Annotated in this window: 13 protein-coding genes; 8 read left to right on the top strand and 5 right to left on the bottom strand. The window is 64.7% G+C overall.

Going from position 1 to position 15,780, the window contains the following annotated elements:
- Nucleotides 1-34: 34 nt before the first annotated feature.
- The 3 genes from mutT to argJ are packed head-to-tail and all read right to left on the bottom strand — an operon-like array spanning nucleotide 35 to nucleotide 2,468.
- Nucleotides 35-451, bottom strand: coding sequence for an 8-oxo-dGTP diphosphatase MutT (gene mutT, locus ACYG9R_RS14965; RefSeq protein WP_023685791.1), 417 nt, complete (start codon nucleotides 449-451; stop codon nucleotides 35-37).
- A complete protein-coding gene (locus ACYG9R_RS14960) occupies nucleotides 448-1,197 on the bottom strand; it encodes a GNAT family N-acetyltransferase (protein WP_031195769.1) in 750 nt (249 codons plus the stop codon). The genes mutT and ACYG9R_RS14960 overlap by 4 nt, the downstream gene beginning before the upstream one ends.
- 29 nt (nucleotides 1,198-1,226) lie before the next feature.
- Nucleotides 1,227-2,468 carry a bifunctional glutamate N-acetyltransferase/amino-acid acetyltransferase ArgJ gene (gene argJ / locus ACYG9R_RS14955; RefSeq protein WP_023824684.1) on the bottom strand — a complete coding sequence of 414 codons (1,242 nt, stop codon included), beginning with the start codon at nucleotides 2,466-2,468 and terminating at the stop codon, nucleotides 1,227-1,229.
- Between the two features lie 169 nt (nucleotides 2,469-2,637).
- Here argJ and ACYG9R_RS14950 point away from each other — a divergent pair, with 169 nt between their 5' ends.
- Both ACYG9R_RS14950 and ACYG9R_RS14945 read left to right on the top strand, forming a co-directional pair.
- Nucleotides 2,638-3,867: a caspase family protein gene (locus ACYG9R_RS14950; RefSeq protein ID WP_023824685.1), complete on the top strand. Its 1,230-nt coding sequence runs from the start codon at nucleotides 2,638-2,640 to the stop codon at nucleotides 3,865-3,867.
- Between the two features lie 114 nt (nucleotides 3,868-3,981).
- Nucleotides 3,982-4,569, top strand: a complete 588-nt coding sequence (locus tag ACYG9R_RS14945; RefSeq protein ID WP_023714960.1) for a TetR/AcrR family transcriptional regulator — start codon at nucleotides 3,982-3,984, stop codon at nucleotides 4,567-4,569.
- Nucleotides 4,570-4,615: 46 nt separating this feature from the next.
- Here ACYG9R_RS14945 and ACYG9R_RS14940 read toward each other — a convergent pair whose 3' ends face one another.
- The gene (locus ACYG9R_RS14940) at nucleotides 4,616-5,536 is read right to left on the bottom strand and encodes a peptidylprolyl isomerase (protein WP_023672991.1); all 921 of its coding nucleotides are present in this window, start codon (nucleotides 5,534-5,536) and stop codon (nucleotides 4,616-4,618) included.
- Nucleotides 5,537-5,780: 244 nt separating this feature from the next.
- Here ACYG9R_RS14940 and secA point away from each other — a divergent pair, with 244 nt between their 5' ends.
- A complete protein-coding gene (gene secA, locus ACYG9R_RS14935) occupies nucleotides 5,781-8,513 on the top strand; it encodes a preprotein translocase subunit SecA (protein WP_023672992.1) in 2,733 nt (910 codons plus the stop codon).
- A gap of 220 nt (nucleotides 8,514-8,733) precedes the next feature.
- Here secA and ACYG9R_RS14930 read toward each other — a convergent pair whose 3' ends face one another.
- The gene (locus tag ACYG9R_RS14930) at nucleotides 8,734-11,322 is read right to left on the bottom strand and encodes an ATP-binding protein (protein ID WP_031199676.1); all 2,589 of its coding nucleotides are present in this window, start codon (nucleotides 11,320-11,322) and stop codon (nucleotides 8,734-8,736) included.
- Between the two features lie 244 nt (nucleotides 11,323-11,566).
- Here ACYG9R_RS14930 and ACYG9R_RS14925 point away from each other — a divergent pair, with 244 nt between their 5' ends.
- The 5 genes from ACYG9R_RS14925 to ACYG9R_RS14905 all read left to right on the top strand — a co-directional run bounded on the left by ACYG9R_RS14925 (nucleotide 11,567) and on the right by ACYG9R_RS14905 (nucleotide 15,732).
- Entirely contained in the window at nucleotides 11,567-11,839 is a 273-nt protein-coding gene (locus tag ACYG9R_RS14925) for a DUF4242 domain-containing protein (RefSeq protein WP_023673765.1), read from the top strand.
- A complete protein-coding gene (locus tag ACYG9R_RS14920; protein ID WP_081725564.1) occupies nucleotides 11,817-12,122 on the top strand; it encodes a hypothetical protein in 306 nt (101 codons plus the stop codon). Before ACYG9R_RS14925 ends, ACYG9R_RS14920 begins: the two co-directional genes overlap by 23 nt.
- Before the next feature lie 158 nt (nucleotides 12,123-12,280).
- The gene (locus ACYG9R_RS14915) at nucleotides 12,281-12,784 is read left to right on the top strand and encodes a hypothetical protein (RefSeq protein ID WP_023694007.1); all 504 of its coding nucleotides are present in this window, start codon (nucleotides 12,281-12,283) and stop codon (nucleotides 12,782-12,784) included.
- Between the two features lie 264 nt (nucleotides 12,785-13,048).
- Nucleotides 13,049-14,452, top strand: coding sequence for a lipopolysaccharide biosynthesis protein (locus ACYG9R_RS14910; RefSeq protein ID WP_023824687.1), 1,404 nt, complete (start codon nucleotides 13,049-13,051; stop codon nucleotides 14,450-14,452).
- Nucleotides 14,452-15,732 (top strand): GNAT family N-acetyltransferase, encoded by a 1,281-nt coding sequence (locus ACYG9R_RS14905; protein WP_023698693.1) that lies wholly within the window; start codon nucleotides 14,452-14,454, stop codon nucleotides 15,730-15,732. Before ACYG9R_RS14910 ends, ACYG9R_RS14905 begins: the two co-directional genes overlap by 1 nt.
- Nucleotides 15,733-15,780: the final 48 nt, after the last annotated feature.

Here is a 15,780-nt window from a genome sequence, read left to right as displayed (position 1 = left end):
CGCTGGCTAGATCAGACCGCGAAATGGCTTTGTATCACAACAGGTCGATGAGGAACTGGATTAGCGGCGCGTCGGCCGGCGGCATGGGATAGTCGCGCATCTGCTTTGGCCGCACCCATTTCAACGCCTGCCCTTCCCTGGGCTGCGCGATGCCGCGGAAGCGGCGGCAGACGAACAGGGGCATCAGGAGATGGAAATCATCATAGGAATGGCTGGCGAAGGTGAGCGGCGCCAGGCAAGGAATGTCGGTCTCGATGCCGATTTCTTCCTGCAGTTCGCGGATCAGGCATTGTTCCGGCGTCTCGCCTGGCTCTACCTTGCCGCCGGGAAATTCCCACAGGCCGGCAAGCTGTTTGCCCTCGGGCCGCTGCGCCAGAAGCACGCGGCCATCGGTATCGACCAGCGCGCACGCGGCGACCAGCAGCAGGCGTTTGCCGGTGATCTCGCTCATGCGCCCGGCGGCCGGCGATAGTGGTAGCGATAGACTTCGTCGAAGCCCAGCGAGTGATAGAGCGCCAGCGCCGGCGCATTGCTGGCCTCGACCTGCAGCCAGGCTTCGCGAGCGCCACGCAGCCTCGCCCACTTCAGCGCCGACAGGATCAGGTTGCGGCCATGGCCCTGATTGCGCGCCGACTTGGCGGTGGCGATCTCAAACAGGCCGGCAAGATCGCCGTCATGGACGCAGATCAGCACCGCCAGAGGGTCGGCCCCTTCCTCCAGCGCAAACAGCCCGACTTCGGGTTGGATAGCGCCGATGATTTCCGAAAGACCGGGCCGCAGCGATGCATCCGAGCCGCTGACCTTGAGCGACGCGCCGAGAAAGCGGCTGATATCCTTCAGCGGAATCTGGTCCATGGCCGGCGCCAGTTGCGCGTCCGCCAGCGGCAGCCGCATCACCAGGGATTCGTCGAATGTGCTCCAGCCCTCATTGTCGAGATGCTTGGCTAGGTCCGGCCCCGACAGCGGCGAGATGCGGAAGGTCAGCGGCCTGCCATAGGCGTCGAAGCGCCGGCTGGCGCGGCCGATGCGCTCGGCAATGTGCTGGGTGTCGCCGGGATCGAGCGGGTTGACCGAGTTCAGCCGCTTGGCCGGATGGCCGGCTGTCAGCCGCACCACCCAGGTGCCGTCATAATGCACGGCCGCCGCCGGCCAGGCGCGAAACCCCGCAGCCTCGTAGCGGCGCACGATGGCGAGCATGCTTGCCGGATGCCTGGAAGCCAACTCCATCAGCTCCGGTAATCGCCATTGATGGCGACATATTCCTTGGTGAGGTCGCAGGTCCACACCGTCGCCTTGCCGCGGCCGATACCGATATCGGCGCGGATGCGAATGTCGTCGCGCTTCATATAGGCCGAGGTCGCTTCCTCGGAGTAGCCCGGGTCGCGTTCGCCCTCATGCGCCAGACGGTTGTCGCCGAACCAGATCGACAGCCGGTCGCGATCGGCCGGCTCGCCGGCCTTGCCGACGGCCATGACGACGCGGCCCCAATTGGCGTCCTCGCCGGCAACCGCCGTCTTGACCAGCGGCGAATTGGCGATGGACAGCGCGATGCGCTTGGCCGAGCGCGCCGATTTGGCGCCGGTAACGGTGACTTCGACCTGCTTGCGGGCGCCCTCGCCGTCGCGCACCACTTGCAGCGCCAGCGATTTGAGCACCTTGCCCAGCGCCCGGCGGAACGCGCCGAGACGCGCATCCTTGGGATCGCTGATGGCGGGCGCGCCGCGCTTGGCAGCGGCTCCGGTGGCGAACAACAGCAGCGTGTCGCTGGTCGAGGTGTCGCTGTCGACGGTGACGGCGTTGAAGGTCTTGGCCGTGCCGCGCGACAACAAGTCCTGCAGCACGGGGGCGGCGATCGGCGCATCGGTGGCGATGAAGGACAGCATAGTCGCCATATCGGGCGCGATCATGCCGGCGCCCTTGGAGATGCCATTGATGATGACGTCGGTGTCGCCGAGCTTGACCGTCGCTGTCGCCACTTTCGGATAGGTGTCGGTGGTCATGATGGCCTTTGCCGCCTCGATCCACAGATCCGGCTTGCCGTCCTTGACCAGTCCGGCCAGCAAATGGCTGAATTTGGTGGTGTCGAGCGGCTCGCCGATTACCCCGGTAGAAGCGAGGAACACTTCGCCTGGCGTGCAGCCTGCGGCCTTGGCCGCGGCCTCGCCGGTCAGTTGGGTGGAGGCGCGGCCCTTCTTGCCGGTGAAGGCGTTGGCGTTGCCGGAATTGACCACAAGCACCCGCGCCTTGCCGGCGCCAAGGTTCTCGCGGCAGAAGTCGACCGGCGCCGAGGGGCATTTCGACTTCGTGAACACGCCGGCAACCGCTGTGCCGGCATCGAAGACCATGGCCAAGAGGTCGGCACGGTTCTTGTACTTGATCCCGGCCTCTGCGGTGGCGATGCGCACGCCCTCAATGGCAGGCATTTTGGGATATTTCTTCGGCGCGAGCGGCGAAATCGTTGCGGACATTGGGGACCTCGGGCGACGGAAAAACGCTAGGCGAAGGCCGGTTTGCCCGATAGCACGGCCCGGCGCAAGGGCGTTTTCTTGGCCGCCGCTGTCGGCAAGCCACCAGGGATTAAGCTTGCATTTCAAATCCGTTGGCGTCACCGGGGCCTCTGGCGTTATGATATCGGCCATGGGCAGGCTGGTGATCTTGGCGGTGGCGTTTATGGGGCTTTTGCTCCTGAGCGCCGATGCGCAGCCGGAACGGCGCGTGGCGCTGGTCATCGGCAATGGCACCTATGCCGAAGCCGGCACGCTCACCAATCCGGTCAACGATGCCCTCGATATTGCCGGCAAGCTGCGCTCGATCGGCTTCGACGTCATCGAGGGCAACGATCTCGGCAAGCGCGAACTCGAGCGCAGGATCGGCGAATTTTCCGATGCGCTGGAAGGCGCCGGGGTCGGGCTGTTCTATTATGCCGGCCACGGCCTGCAGGTCGAAGGGCGCAACTACATCGTCCCGGTCGACGCCCGGCTCGACATGCCGGTCAAGCTGCAGCTCGAAGCCGTGCCGATCGACGAAGTCCTCGACATCATGGAGCAGCAGACCAAGGTCAGCCTGGTGTTCCTCGATGCCTGCCGCAACAATCCCTTTGCCCGCAGCCTGAGCCGCACCGCCACCACGCGCTCGGCAACGGCGCTTGCCGGTCTGGCCCAGTTCGATTCGACGCGTGGCTCCTTCATCGCCTTCTCGACGGCGCCAGGCGCTGTCGCCATGGACGGCACCGGGCGCAATTCGCCGTTCGCCGCCGCCCTGCTGCGACACATGGCCGAGCCCGGCCAGAGCATCAACGACATGATGATCGCGGTGCGCCGCGACGTGGTCTCCGAAACCCGCGAGGGACAGCGCCCATGGGAACAGGGTTCGCTGCTCGAACGGTTTGAGTTTGTGCCCGGCGGCGAAACGGTTGCACAGCCGAAGCCCGCCGTCCCCCCGGCGCCCGAAACAAAGGTTGCGGCACTCGAACGGTCTGTAGGCGACGACAAGACCGCAATCGAGAAATTCCTGCGTGACGACTATCTTGCGCCCGATGCCGCGGCGATCGGCGAGACCGTCAAGCGGCTCTATGCGCCTTCCGCCACCATCTTCCGCACGCGCTATGACAGCGACGCCGTCGTCAAGCTCAAGACGGACTGGTTCGCGCAATTTGCATCCTGGTCGTTCAGTCTCGAGCCCGGCAGCCTCGAGGTGACGCCGCAGGGCGAGAACCGCGCCGAAGCCGTGTTCGCGATGAGCTACGACTATGTGTCGAAAGACAAATCGGCGGCGCGCATGACCGGCAAGGCACGCGTCACGCTTGGGCTGGTGAAGAGCGACGGCCAGTGGCGGATCGCCTCGGAAACCTCGCAAGCGATGAACTGAAAATCCCCGCGAAGGGCGAATGTGAGACCTGCTTCTACAAGCGCTGGAAACGGGCCGTTTCGTTTGCCTGCCAGCTCACCTATATTGCCGGCGAGATTGTTGGCAAGGACAGACATGGGCGAGGATCCGGCGCGCAGATCGATCGGGGCGCGGCGCAACCCAGACAGCGCCGAGGCCATTCTCGAGGCCGCGGAGGCGGTGCTGGTCGAGGCCGGCTATGCCGGCTTCTCCATAGAGGCCGTGGCGCGGCGGGCGCGCGCCGGCAAACCCACGATCTATCGCTGGTGGCCGAGCAAGGCGGCCCTGCTGTTAGAGGTCTACAAGCGGCAAAAGCGTGTCGACGTCCCCGATACCGGCAGTCTCGAAGACGACCTCGTCGGTTTCCTGAGGAACCTCTTCGCGCATTGGCGCGACACATCCTCGGGCAGCGTATTCCGCTCGCTGATCGCCGAGGCCCAGTCGGACGAAGCGGCGGCCGCGGCCCTGACTGGCTATGCCGATGGGCGCGTGTCCCACACCGCTCGGATCATCGAGCGCGCCAAAGCGCGCGGCGAGGTTGCGGCCGATATCGACGCAGCGCTGGTCGCCGACCTCATCGCTTCCTATGCCTGGAAACACCTTTTGACCAACCGGCTGGACGAAGATGAGGCGACAATCCTTGCCACTGTCCGCTATGTGATGTCAGGCATCTCCCGCAATTGAAAAGGGCGCCGAACGGCGCCCTTTGCATGTTTTTTCGGTGCCGGCCTTACTTGCCGGCTTCCATCGTGTCGACGGCCTTCTTCAGATTGGCGTCGGGGATTTCGACCTTGGCGGCGCCGCGCAGCTGCTTGACCAGTGCGAAATACTTGTCGCGGATCACCGCCTGCTTGGCCTGGTCCTTGACGTCGTCAAAGGCCGGCGGCTGTTTGGTGCGCTTGTCCTCGAGCTTGATGACATGCCAGCCGAATTGCGTTTGCACCGGCTCCTTGGTGTATTTGCCGATTTCGAGCGCAACTGCCGCCTTGTCGAATTCCGGCACCATCTGCCCCGGGCCGAACCAGCCGAGATCGCCGCCATTGGTCTTGCCCGAGGGATCGCTGGTATGCTCGTTGGCGAGCTTCTGGAAGTCGGCACCGCCATCGAGCTGCTTGATAATCGCCTCGGCCTCTTCCTTCGTCTTCACGAGGATGTGGCGGGCATGAATCTCATTGACCGGCGGCGTGCTGGCGATTTCCTGGTCGTAGCGGGCGCGCACCTCGGCATCGGTAACCTTGTCGACGACGCCCTTCTCGACCATCTCGCCATGCAGCGCGCGCTGCTGCAGGAACGCCATGCGGCGCTGGAATTCGGGATCCTTGTCGAGCCCGGTAGCGACCGCCTGGGCGGCCATGACGCGGATTTCGATGGCCGCCGAAAGGGCGGCGGCGCGGCGCTGCTCGGGTGGCAACTGCGAGAACTGCTGCGACAGCTCGCCCTCGGCAAGCCCAAGGTCCGCCTCGGTCAGCTTCTGGCCATTGACGGTAGCGATGACGGCGTTCGGATCGACGGGGGCTGCCGCCGGCGCTGCTGCGGCATTGGCCGGGGCGGGAGCGGCTTCCTGGGCCATCAGCGGAGACAGCGACAGGGCCGACAGGCCGAAAGCCAAGCCAAGGCTGGCGAGCGACGCACGGCGAAACAGTAAGGACATCAAGATTAACTCCAAGGGGGGATTGGTAGGGCTTGCAGATCAGCCGGATTGTGGCGGAATTTGGCGCTGCCCATAGGGCTAACGCGGCGTTGACATCAGTTGAGCCCCCTCTTATCTGTCCAACGACTTTGCGTCCAGAACCGTTTTCCGGGCGCTTTTTGTGTTTGTCCGCGTTTCACGCGGAATTGATGGGGCCGGCCGGCGCTCATCTCAAAATTGAGAATTCTATCGAAAGGACCATCGGATGGTCAGTCTCGGCGGTCTCGCCCGTAAGGTTTTCGGTTCCTCCAACGATCGCCGCGTAAAATCGACCCGGCCGCGTGTCGAGGCGATCAACGCCATGGAAAACGAGATGCGGGCGCTGTCCGACGCCGAACTTCAGGCCCGCACGGAAAAATTCCGCCAGGATATCGCCAACGGCGCTACGCTCGATGACCTGCTGGTGCCGGCTTTCGCCACCGTCCGCGAGGCATCCCGCCGCGTGCTCGGCATGCGCCCGTTCGACGTGCAGCTGATCGGCGGCATGGTGCTGCACAATGGCGGCATCGCCGAAATGCGTACCGGCGAGGGCAAGACCCTGGTCGCCACCCTGCCCGTTTATCTCAACGCGCTTGCCGGCAAGGGCGTCCATGTCGTCACCGTCAACGACTACCTTGCCACCCGCGACTCCGAATGGATGGGCCGCGTCTACAAATTCCTCGGCCTTTCGGTCGGCGTCATCGTCCATGGCCTGTCCGACGAGGAACGCCGCGTCGCCTACGCGTCCGATGTTACCTATGCCACCAACAACGAGCTCGGCTTCGACTATCTGCGCGACAACATGAAGTATGAGCGCGCGCAGATGGTGCAGCGCGGCCACAATTACGCGATCGTCGACGAAGTCGATTCCATCCTGGTCGACGAGGCGCGCACGCCGCTGATCATTTCCGGTCCGCTCGAGGACCGTTCGGAAATGTACAACACCATCGATGCCTTCATGCTGCAGCTCGGCCCAGCCGACTACGAGATCGACGAGAAGCAGAAGACCTCGATCTTCACCGAGGAAGGCACCGAGAAGCTGGAAAACCTGCTGCGCGCGGCCGGCCTGCTCAAGGGCGAGTCGCTCTATGACGTCGAGAACGTCGCCATCGTCCACCACGTCAACAACGCGCTGAAGGCGCACCGGCTGTTCCAGAAGGACAAGGACTACATCGTCCGCAACGACGAGATCGTCATCATCGACGAATTCACCGGCCGCATGATGCCGGGACGCCGCTATTCGGAAGGCCTGCACCAGGCGCTCGAAGCCAAGGAGCATGTGGCGATCCAGCCGGAAAACCAGACGCTGGCCTCCGTCACCTTCCAGAACTATTTCCGCCTCTATAAGAAGCTGTCCGGCATGACCGGCACGGCGCTGACCGAGGCCGAGGAGTTCGGCAACATTTACGGCCTCGAAGTCACCGAGATCCCGACCAATCTGCCGGTCATCCGCAAGGACGAGGACGACGAGGTCTACCGGACGGTCGAGGAGAAGTACAAGGCGATCGTCAAGGAGATCAAGGAAGCGCGCGCCAAGGGCCAGCCGACGCTGGTCGGCACCACCTCCATTGAAAAATCCGAGCAACTGGCCGAGCGCCTGCGCAAGGAAGGGTTCAAGGATTTCGAAGTGCTGAACGCCCGCCATCACGAGCGCGAAGCTGCCATCGTCGCCCAGGCCGGCAAGCCCGGCGCCATCACCATCGCCACCAACATGGCGGGACGCGGCACCGACATCAAGCTCGGCGGCAACGCCGAGATGCGCATCGAGGACGAACTGGGCGACATGCCTGCTGGTCCCGAGCGCGAGGCGCGCGAAAAGGAAATCATTGCCGATGTCGAGCGCCTGAAGGAAAAGGCGCTAGCCGCCGGCGGCCTCTACGTGCTCGCCACCGAGCGCCATGAATCGCGCCGCATCGACAACCAACTCCGCGGCCGCTCCGGCCGCCAGGGCGACCCCGGCCGTTCGAAATTCTTCCTGTCGCTGCAGGACGATCTGATGCGCATCTTCGGCTCCGAGCGCATGGACGGCATGCTGCAGAAGCTTGGCCTCAAGGAAGACGAGGCCATCATCCATCCGTGGATCAACAAGGCGCTGGAAAAGGCGCAGAAGAAGGTCGAAGCGCGCAACTTCGACATCCGCAAGAACCTGTTGAAATACGACGACGTCTCGAACGACCAGCGCAAGGTGGTGTTCGAGCAGCGCATCGAATTGATGGACGGCGAAGGCCTGTCCGAGACGATCGCCGAGATGCGCGAAGGCGTCATCGAGGAGATCGTCACCAAGAACATCCCCGAAAACGCCTATGCCGAGCAGTGGAACGTCGCCGGCCTCAAGGCCGAGGTCGCCGAATTCCTCAATCTCGACCTGCCGGTCGAGGACTGGGTCAAGGAAGAAGGCATTGCCGAGGACGACATCCGCGAGCGCCTGACCAAGGCCGCCGACGCCGCCGCCAAGGAGCGCGCCGAGCGCTTCGGCCCCGACGTGATGAGCTATGTCGAACGCTCGGTGGTGCTGCAGACGCTCGATCATCTGTGGCGCGAGCACATCGTCAACCTCGACCATCTGCGTTCGGTCGTCGGCTTCCGCGGCTACGCCCAGCGCGATCCGCTGCAGGAATACAAGAGCGAGGCGTTCGAGCTGTTCCAGGCGCTGCTCGGCAATCTGCGCCAGGCCGTCACCGCGCAATTGATGCGCGTCGAACTGGTCCGCCAGGCCGCCGAAGCGCCGCCGCCCGAAGCGCCTGAAATGTTCGGCAGCCACATTGACGGCACCACGGGCGAGGACGATTTCGAGGGTGGCGAGACCGCACTTCTGGTCCGCCAGGAGAGCAACGCCATTGTCGCTCCTGAAGACCGTGATCCGAACAACCAGGCGACCTGGGGCAAGATCGGCCGCAACGAAGCCTGCCCCTGCGGCTCAGGCAAGAAATACAAGCACTGCCATGGCGCGTTTGCTTGATCATTAGGTCGGCGGGACAGCACCCCCCTCTGGCCTGCCGGCCATCTCCCCCTCAAGGGGGGAGATCAGCAGCTTCGGCGCCGTAACTTTCTTTCAATTTCGACAATTGGCGAAAGCCACAGTGACAGCCAATCTCCCCCCTTGAGGGGGAGATGTCCGGCAGGACAGAGGGGGGCGCGAAGGATCGCGACCTCTCAGTCGAAATTTTAAAACAAGCTTCTCACAACAACCCCGAATCGCGCGCCGCCGCCGTCGCCTCGCCGCGCGACACCGCATCCAGCTTGCCCAGCACCGCCGAGACATGGTGATCGACCGTCTTTGGCGAAATCGTCAATTGCTCGGCGATCCGCTTGTTGGAGAGGCCGCGTTCGATCAGCTGCAGCACCTGCATCTGGCGCAAGGTGAGGCCGGCGAGGTTGGCGCGCGTCGAGCGGCGCGGGCCGCGGGCGATGCCGCCAACGCCGTTCTTGCGCATGATATCGCGCAGGCGCTGGGCTGCCGGCCTTGCCCCCAGGCCGTCGAAAATATCCAATGCCAGCCGCTGCCCCTCGTCGTCGCCGAGGATGAGCGCCAGTCCGCGCTCGTATGGCGCATTCAATTCGGCCCAGAGTGCAGAAGCCGAACGCCAGTCGCCGGTTAGAAGCAGCCGGTATGGTGTCGCCATGTCGGCGGTGTCGCCGGCCGGCATATCGGGAGAGAGCAATGTTCGCCACAGCGCCAGCTCCCCGACATGGGCACGCGAGCGCACCGGCGTTTCGGCGCGGGTGATCAGCGCCAGCGCCTCTTGCCTGTCGGCCAGGCCCAGCCATGCCTGCTCCGCTATCAAGGCCGCATAGGAGCTCAGCATCTGCAGGTCGCCGCCGCTTCCGACCAGGCGCGCCATTTCGGCGAACAGCGGCTCGGCCGAGGGATCGCCGCGCCTCAGGCGCAGTTTCGCCAGTGCCAGCAGCGCCGGAAACCGGCCCACGGTGGTTGTCCGCTCATTGTCGATGACATCGCTTGCCGTCGCGGCGGCCTCATCCCATTGGCCCTGACGCAGTTGCACATCGGCCAGCATGCCCCTGAGATAGTCGCGCCAGGTGCCGAGGTCGTTTTCGGTGCAATAGTGGATGCCGCTCTCCAGCACCGGACGCGCCACGTCGTAGCTCATCTGGGTGATCTCGAAACAGGCGCGGTTGGTGAAGGCGCGCGCGGCATGTTCCTGGAAATTGCCTTGGAGCGCAATCTCAAGGCTTTGGTCGAGGCGCAGGCGTCCGGCATCCGGATTGAGCCACTGCTCGACGCAGCCGACATTGTTGAGAGCATGCGAGGCGATGTCGGGACGGTTCATGCGCGCAGCCAGCGCCGCTGCCTTCTCGCCATAGAACAGCGTGTCCTCCACCCTCTCCGAAAGCATCGCCAGATGCGAAAGGTTCGAATAGGCCATGGCGAGTTCGGGACCGGCGGGAGCCGCTTCCAACATAGCCACAGCCTCGGCGCCGAAGGCGGCCGCCGCCTCGCGGTCATCGCCCATTTCGCTCAGCCGGGAGAGCCATCTCAGGCTGTCGCCCTCCTTCAGCCTGTTGCCGTCTGCCTGATGCAACCGGCGCGCCTGTCCCTGCGCTGCAAGCGCATCATCGATCTTGCCGATGAGATGGCACTCGAAGGCATGACTTTCGTAGAGCGCGGCGCGCTCGATCACCGGCAGGCTGTCGGCCTGCTGCAGGGCGATCTCGTAATAGCCGGCGGCATCGCGATGGGCGCCGACGCGCGACGCCTCGCGCGCGGCGATTGGCGCAAGTTCGCGCACCGCCGCCAGATTATGCGCCTCGACCGCATGATGCACCAGGCGGCCTGTGGAGACGTCGCCATTTTCGAGCAGTGCCGCCAGCGCACGCTGGTTGAATTGCCGCCTGTGCGACGTCGTCAGCATCATCTCGATGGCGCGCCGCGCGATGTCGTGCCGGAAGGCGTAGCCGTCGCCCAGATCGTCGAGCAGGCCGTTGGCGACACACTCGGCCAGCTGGCCGGCGCTGGCGACGCCGCACAGGCCCTGCAGAGCCCAGACGTCGGCGCGGCGCGGAAACACCGACACCGCGTCGAGCATTGCGCGGGCGCCTGGCGACAGCCGTTCAGCCCGCGCCAACACGGCGTCGCGCACGCTTGCCGGCAGCGCCGTTTCGTTTTCCGCCGACAGCAATTCGGTGACGAAGAAGGCATTGCCGGCGGTCGCCCGGTAGATGGCGTCGCCGTCGCGTCCGGCCGCATCGGCGAGCGACAGCACGGCCGCCTCGCTGAGCAGCGGCACGTCCATGCGCGCCACGCTGCCGGTCGGGATTTCGCCAAGGGCGCGGCGCACGCGCATCTGTCCTTCGCTGCGGTCGGTGCGCGCCGTGAGCAACAGCAGGATGTGGGTGTTGGTGATACGCCGGCCGAGGAAGCGCACGAAATCGAGCGTCGCATCGTCGGCCCAGTGCAGGTCTTCGATCACCAGCAGGCTCGGTCCCTTGGCCGCAAAGGCGTCGAGCGCATCGGAAAACAGCGGCAGTCTCTGCCCATGCCGGGCGTCGATTGCGCGCGGCAGCGCCCATTGCGCCTCACGGGCCAGATCGTAGAGCGGCCCCAGCGGATCTGGGATCGACAGGTCCTCGCAAGCGCTGCGCAACATTGCCGCGCTTTGCCCGACACGGGCCGCGAATGCCTCAACAAGCGCCGTCTTGCCGGCGCCGGCCTCCCCGGCCAGCACGGCGATGCGGCCATGGCCGCGTATTGCATCGCCAAGCAGTGTCTCCAGCTGCTGCAGCTGCATCTGCCGTTCCAGAAGCATCATTGTCATCGTCTCACAGGATCGGAGTTTTCCCACCATGGCGGGCCGCTCACGATTAGCCCGTGAAGAAAGCGCCGCAATGTGACTTTGCACACATTGCCGTGCCTCTTTCCACAAAGAACGACGCCAATATAGGGAATCGTCCCGCCAAATATGGGGAATCGTTCCGATGCGCGGGCCGGGCCGGCGTGGTCAACGTCCAGCAGCGCTCCGATCGAGCGTGAACCAATGGAAAAGGAAACCTTCCATGCCTCGCTACCTGATTGAACGCACATTTCCGGACGGCCTCAACATTCCGATGACCGACATCGGCGCCAGCGCGGTGGGCGGCGTCGTCATGCGCAATGCCGAAAAGGGCGTCACCTGGATCCAGTCCTTCGTCACGCCCGACAAGAAGCACAGCTTCTGCATCTACGACGCGCCGACGCCCGAAGCGATCCGCAGCACCGCTCAGAAAAACTCGCTGCCGGTCGACAAGATCACGGAGGTGCGGGTTCTTGACCCTTACTTTTACCTCTGATCCTGCGTTCGGTCGCCACGATGATGAGCATCAAACTGTCCTTCGCGGCCATGGCGAACTGCCTGATGGCCTGCCGCTCGGTGGAATCGGGCCTGTCCTGGGAAAGACCGGCCGGCCAACCTCCGTGCTCGGCCGTCTATGGCGGTTCGCGTCGAAGCTGCCTGCGTATCTGTCTGAAAGGCGGCGCCTGCCGCCGGAAGGCGACTATCTGAGGCGCGACATCGGGCTCTCGGAGCGAGAGATCCCGCATGAGTATTGGCAATACTATTTTTGGGATCGTTGATTTTGCACGGTTTTTAAGGGCTGCGGCCAAAGCCCGGCAACGGAAGCCGCATCGCATGAACCGGGACGGACAAACCAAATCCTAAACCAACGCCGCAGCGTTTCGGGCAGCCTGATCGGCCGCCGTCGCCTTAAGCGTCAACAAACGGACGGAAGACCATGACCATAACTCTTTGGACGACACGCTTCGCGGCTTTCGCCGCCATCTCGATCGCGGCGGGTGCGGCCGCCCAGGCGCACGACGCCAATCCGCTGGCCGAAAAGGTGCGCGCCGCCAACAGCCGCTTCGAAAATGTGGCAGCCGCCACTGCCGAAGGCTATGCCCCCATCCCTTGCGCCAGCGGCATCACCGGCGGCGCCATGGGCATCCACTATGTCAACGGCGCCTATCTCAAGGACGATGCCGTCGATGTCGCCAAGCCCGAAGCGGTGATGTACGAGCCGACGGCCGACGGCAGCCTGAAGCTGATAGCGGTCGAATACATCACCTCGAAGGGCCCGGCCTCGCTCGAAGGCCAGCTGTTCAACTTCAACAGCGCCCCCAATCGCTACGGCCTCGGCCCGTTCTACGAACTGCACGTCTGGGCATGGAAACAGAACCCGACGGGCGCCTTTGCCGACATGAACCCGAACGTGTCGTGCGACGCCATGAAGGGGATGTAACGCCTCACATGTGACACCTCGGGCACCGGACATCCGGTGCCTGGCCATCCCCCTTGGCGGGGGAGGGGCGAGCGAAACGCCGACCGGCTCCCCAGTCTTCCCCGGCGTTCGCTCGCCTTTTATTATGCCCCGGCATACGATGACGCACCTTGCACACGCGGCCGTCCTTGGCCCCTCGGCGCACCCGCACCTGCCCACCCTTTCTTAAGGTGTTTCGGATACATCGAAAGCTTGGAAACAGGCGGAAAACGGAGAGACATCGGGGTGCGCTTTTCCGCGGCGACGACGGCCGGGCGGTTCTTGCCGCAGCGCTTGGCGCTGCGCATGGGGCCTCTGCTTGGCCGCATCGATGCGGTGCTGTTCACCGCCGACGAGCGCGGCGAAGCCGGGCGCATGTCGCTGATCGCCTTTGCCATCCGCATCGTCAGCGCCGTCATCGCCTTCATCAGCCAGGTGCTGATGGCGCGCTGGATGGGCTCGTTCGAATACGGCATCTTCGTCCTCGTCTGGGTGACGATGGTCATCGTCGGCAACCTCGCCTGCCTCGGCTTCCACACCTCGGTCATCCGCTTCATCCCCGAATACCGCGAACGCAACATGATGGCCGAGCTGCGCGGCATCGTGGTCGCCAGCCGCCTGTTCGTGCTGATTGCCTCGACCGCGATCGCCGGACTTGGCGCACTGGGCGTCTGGCTTTGCGCGAACTGGATCGAGAGCTACTATGTGATGCCCTTCATCCTCGGCCTGTTCTGCCTGCCGATGATCGCCATGGGCGATCTGCTGCAAGGCCAGTCACGCGCCAATTCCTGGGCGTTGTTTGCGTTGTCGCCGACCTATCTGGTGCGGCCGGTGCTGATCCTGGCGCTGATGGCGCTGATGCTGGCAATGGGCTATGCGCCCGACGCCAGGACCGCGATCTTCGCCTCGATCGCCGCCACCTACGCCACCACGCTCGGCCAGCTCATCGGCGTGACCACACGCATGGGCAGGAATATCCCGGCCGGGCCGATGAAGGTGCATTTCGCCGAGTGGTTCATCGTCTCGCTGCCGATCTTCCTGGTCGAGAGCTTCTTCTTCCTGCTCACCAACGCCGACGTGCTGATGGTCGGCGCCTATCTCCAGCCCAATGACGTCGCCGTCTATTTCGCCACCGTCAAAACGCTGGCGCTGGTGCATTTCGTTTATTTCTCCGTCAAGGCCGGCGTCGCCCAGCGTTATGCGCAGTTCACCCATGGCGAACCGGAAAAGCTCGCCGCCTTCGCCCGCGAGACCGTGTCGTGGACGTTCTGGCCGTCGCTGCTGATGGCGCTGCTGGTGCTGGCGCTCGGCGAACCGATGCTGGTGCTGTTCGGGCCCGAATTCACCGACGGCTATCCGCTGCTGTTCCTGCTGGTGTTCGGCGTCGTGGCGCGCGCCGCCGTCGGCCCTTGCGAAAGCCTGTTGACGATGAGCGGCAACCAGAACATCTGCGCCGCCGTCTATGCCATGACGCTGGCCTTCAACATCGGCCTCAACGTGGTGCTGATCCCGCTCTTTGGCCTGTGGGGGGCGGCGATCGCCACCAGCCTCGCCATGGTCTTCGAGGCCAGCGCCCTGTCCTTCACCGTCTGGCGCAAGCTCGGCATCGTCATGCTGATCTTCGTGCCCGCTGCCGAGGGAGCCGCCTGATGGCCGCCATCCCGCTGATCGAGGAAACCAGCGGCGGTCCGGCCGGCGCCATGGTGTCGGGCCTTGCCGGCCTGGCGCGCGACGCCGATCCGGCGCATCTCGAGATCCTCGCCAACAACCGGCCGCTGCGCAAGCTGGCGATCTATCCGGCTTCGGCCGGCTTCGAACTGGTCGAGGAACTCGACTATCTGTGCACCCGCACGATCGAGCCCAACGTCTTCTTCAACCCGCGCTTTCTGGCGCCGGCCATGCCCCGGCTGGAAGATCGCGAGGTCAAGCTGGCGGTGATCCGCGACGGCGACGAATACCGCAACCGGCTGCGCCTGCTGGTGCCGTTCTCGGTCGAAAGGCCGGCCGTGCCGCTCGGCGTTCCGGTGATGCGCACCTGGTCGAGCCCGTTCGGCCCGATCGGCACACCGCTGGTCGACCACGACGACCCGATCGGCGTCGTCGAGGATTTCTTCGGCATGCTGTCGCGGCCGCATCTCAAGCTGCCGAAGGTCTTCGTGCTGCCCGACATGCGCCTCGACGGCCCATTGGCCAGCGTGCTGGCCACCGTTGCCGAGACGCGCGGCCTGACAATGGTCACCACCGGCAAGGCGGACCGGCCGGTGCTCGAAAGCACGCTCGACGGCGAGGCCTATCTGAAGGCATCGCTGCGCGCGCACCACTACCGCGAATTCCGCCGCCTGAAGCGGCGCCTAGGGGATCTCGGCAGGCTGGAACATGTCGTGGCGCGGGGACCGGACGAAATCCGCCACGCCATCGAAAGTTTCCTGACGCTAGAGGCGGCCGGCTGGAAGGGCCGCGAGCGCACCGCCATGGCCATCGACCGCTACCGCGCCGCCTTTGCCCGCGAAGCCGTGCACCGGCTGGCCGAGCACGACATGTGCCGCATCCATTCGCTGACGCTGGACGGCCGCACGATCGCCTGCCTGGTCGTCTTCGTCGAGGCCGGCGTCGCCTACACCTGGAAGACCGCCTATGACGAGACGCTGGCGACCTATTCGCCGGGCACGCTGCTGATGATCGAGGTGACCAGGCAGCATCTCGACGACCCCAACATCATGATGACCGATTCCTGCGCCGTGCCCGACCACCCGGTGATGAGCCGGCTGTGGAGCGAGCGCAAGCCGATGGGCTCGCTGGTGATCGGGCTGACGCCGGATGCCGACCGCCTCGCCCGCCAGGCCGCCTCGCAGCTGCATCTCTACCGCGAAACCCGCAACATGGCCCGCCTGCTGCGCAATCGCGTGAAGAGTTTGCTGGGACGGCGGTAGCCACTGGATCAACGGCAAGACACCAGCTATGGCTCCGGCGGCAATTTC

The organism is Mesorhizobium sp. RSR565B, assembly GCF_054719465.1.
This window is presented reverse-complemented; position numbering and strand designations above follow the sequence as displayed.

Coding starts and splice junctions, on each gene's coding strand:
- ACYG9R_RS14915 (WP_023694007.1), top strand. CDS start 12,281: ATGACCATAACTCTTTGGACGACACGCTTCGCGGCTTTCGCCGCCATC.
- secA (WP_023672992.1), top strand. CDS start 5,781: ATGGTCAGTCTCGGCGGTCTCGCCCGTAAGGTTTTCGGTTCCTCCAAC.
- ACYG9R_RS14950 (WP_023824685.1), top strand. CDS start 2,638: ATGGGCAGGCTGGTGATCTTGGCGGTGGCGTTTATGGGGCTTTTGCTC.
- ACYG9R_RS14960 (WP_031195769.1), bottom strand. CDS start 1,197: ATGCTCGCCATCGTGCGCCGCTACGAGGCTGCGGGGTTTCGCGCCTGG.
- ACYG9R_RS14925 (WP_023673765.1), top strand. CDS start 11,567: ATGCCTCGCTACCTGATTGAACGCACATTTCCGGACGGCCTCAACATT.
- ACYG9R_RS14905 (WP_023698693.1), top strand. CDS start 14,452: ATGGCCGCCATCCCGCTGATCGAGGAAACCAGCGGCGGTCCGGCCGGC.
- ACYG9R_RS14940 (WP_023672991.1), bottom strand. CDS start 5,536: ATGTCCTTACTGTTTCGCCGTGCGTCGCTCGCCAGCCTTGGCTTGGCT.
- mutT (WP_023685791.1), bottom strand. CDS start 451: ATGAGCGAGATCACCGGCAAACGCCTGCTGCTGGTCGCCGCGTGCGCG.
- ACYG9R_RS14945 (WP_023714960.1), top strand. CDS start 3,982: ATGGGCGAGGATCCGGCGCGCAGATCGATCGGGGCGCGGCGCAACCCA.
- ACYG9R_RS14930 (WP_031199676.1), bottom strand. CDS start 11,322: ATGATGCTTCTGGAACGGCAGATGCAGCTGCAGCAGCTGGAGACACTG.
- argJ (WP_023824684.1), bottom strand. CDS start 2,468: ATGTCCGCAACGATTTCGCCGCTCGCGCCGAAGAAATATCCCAAAATG.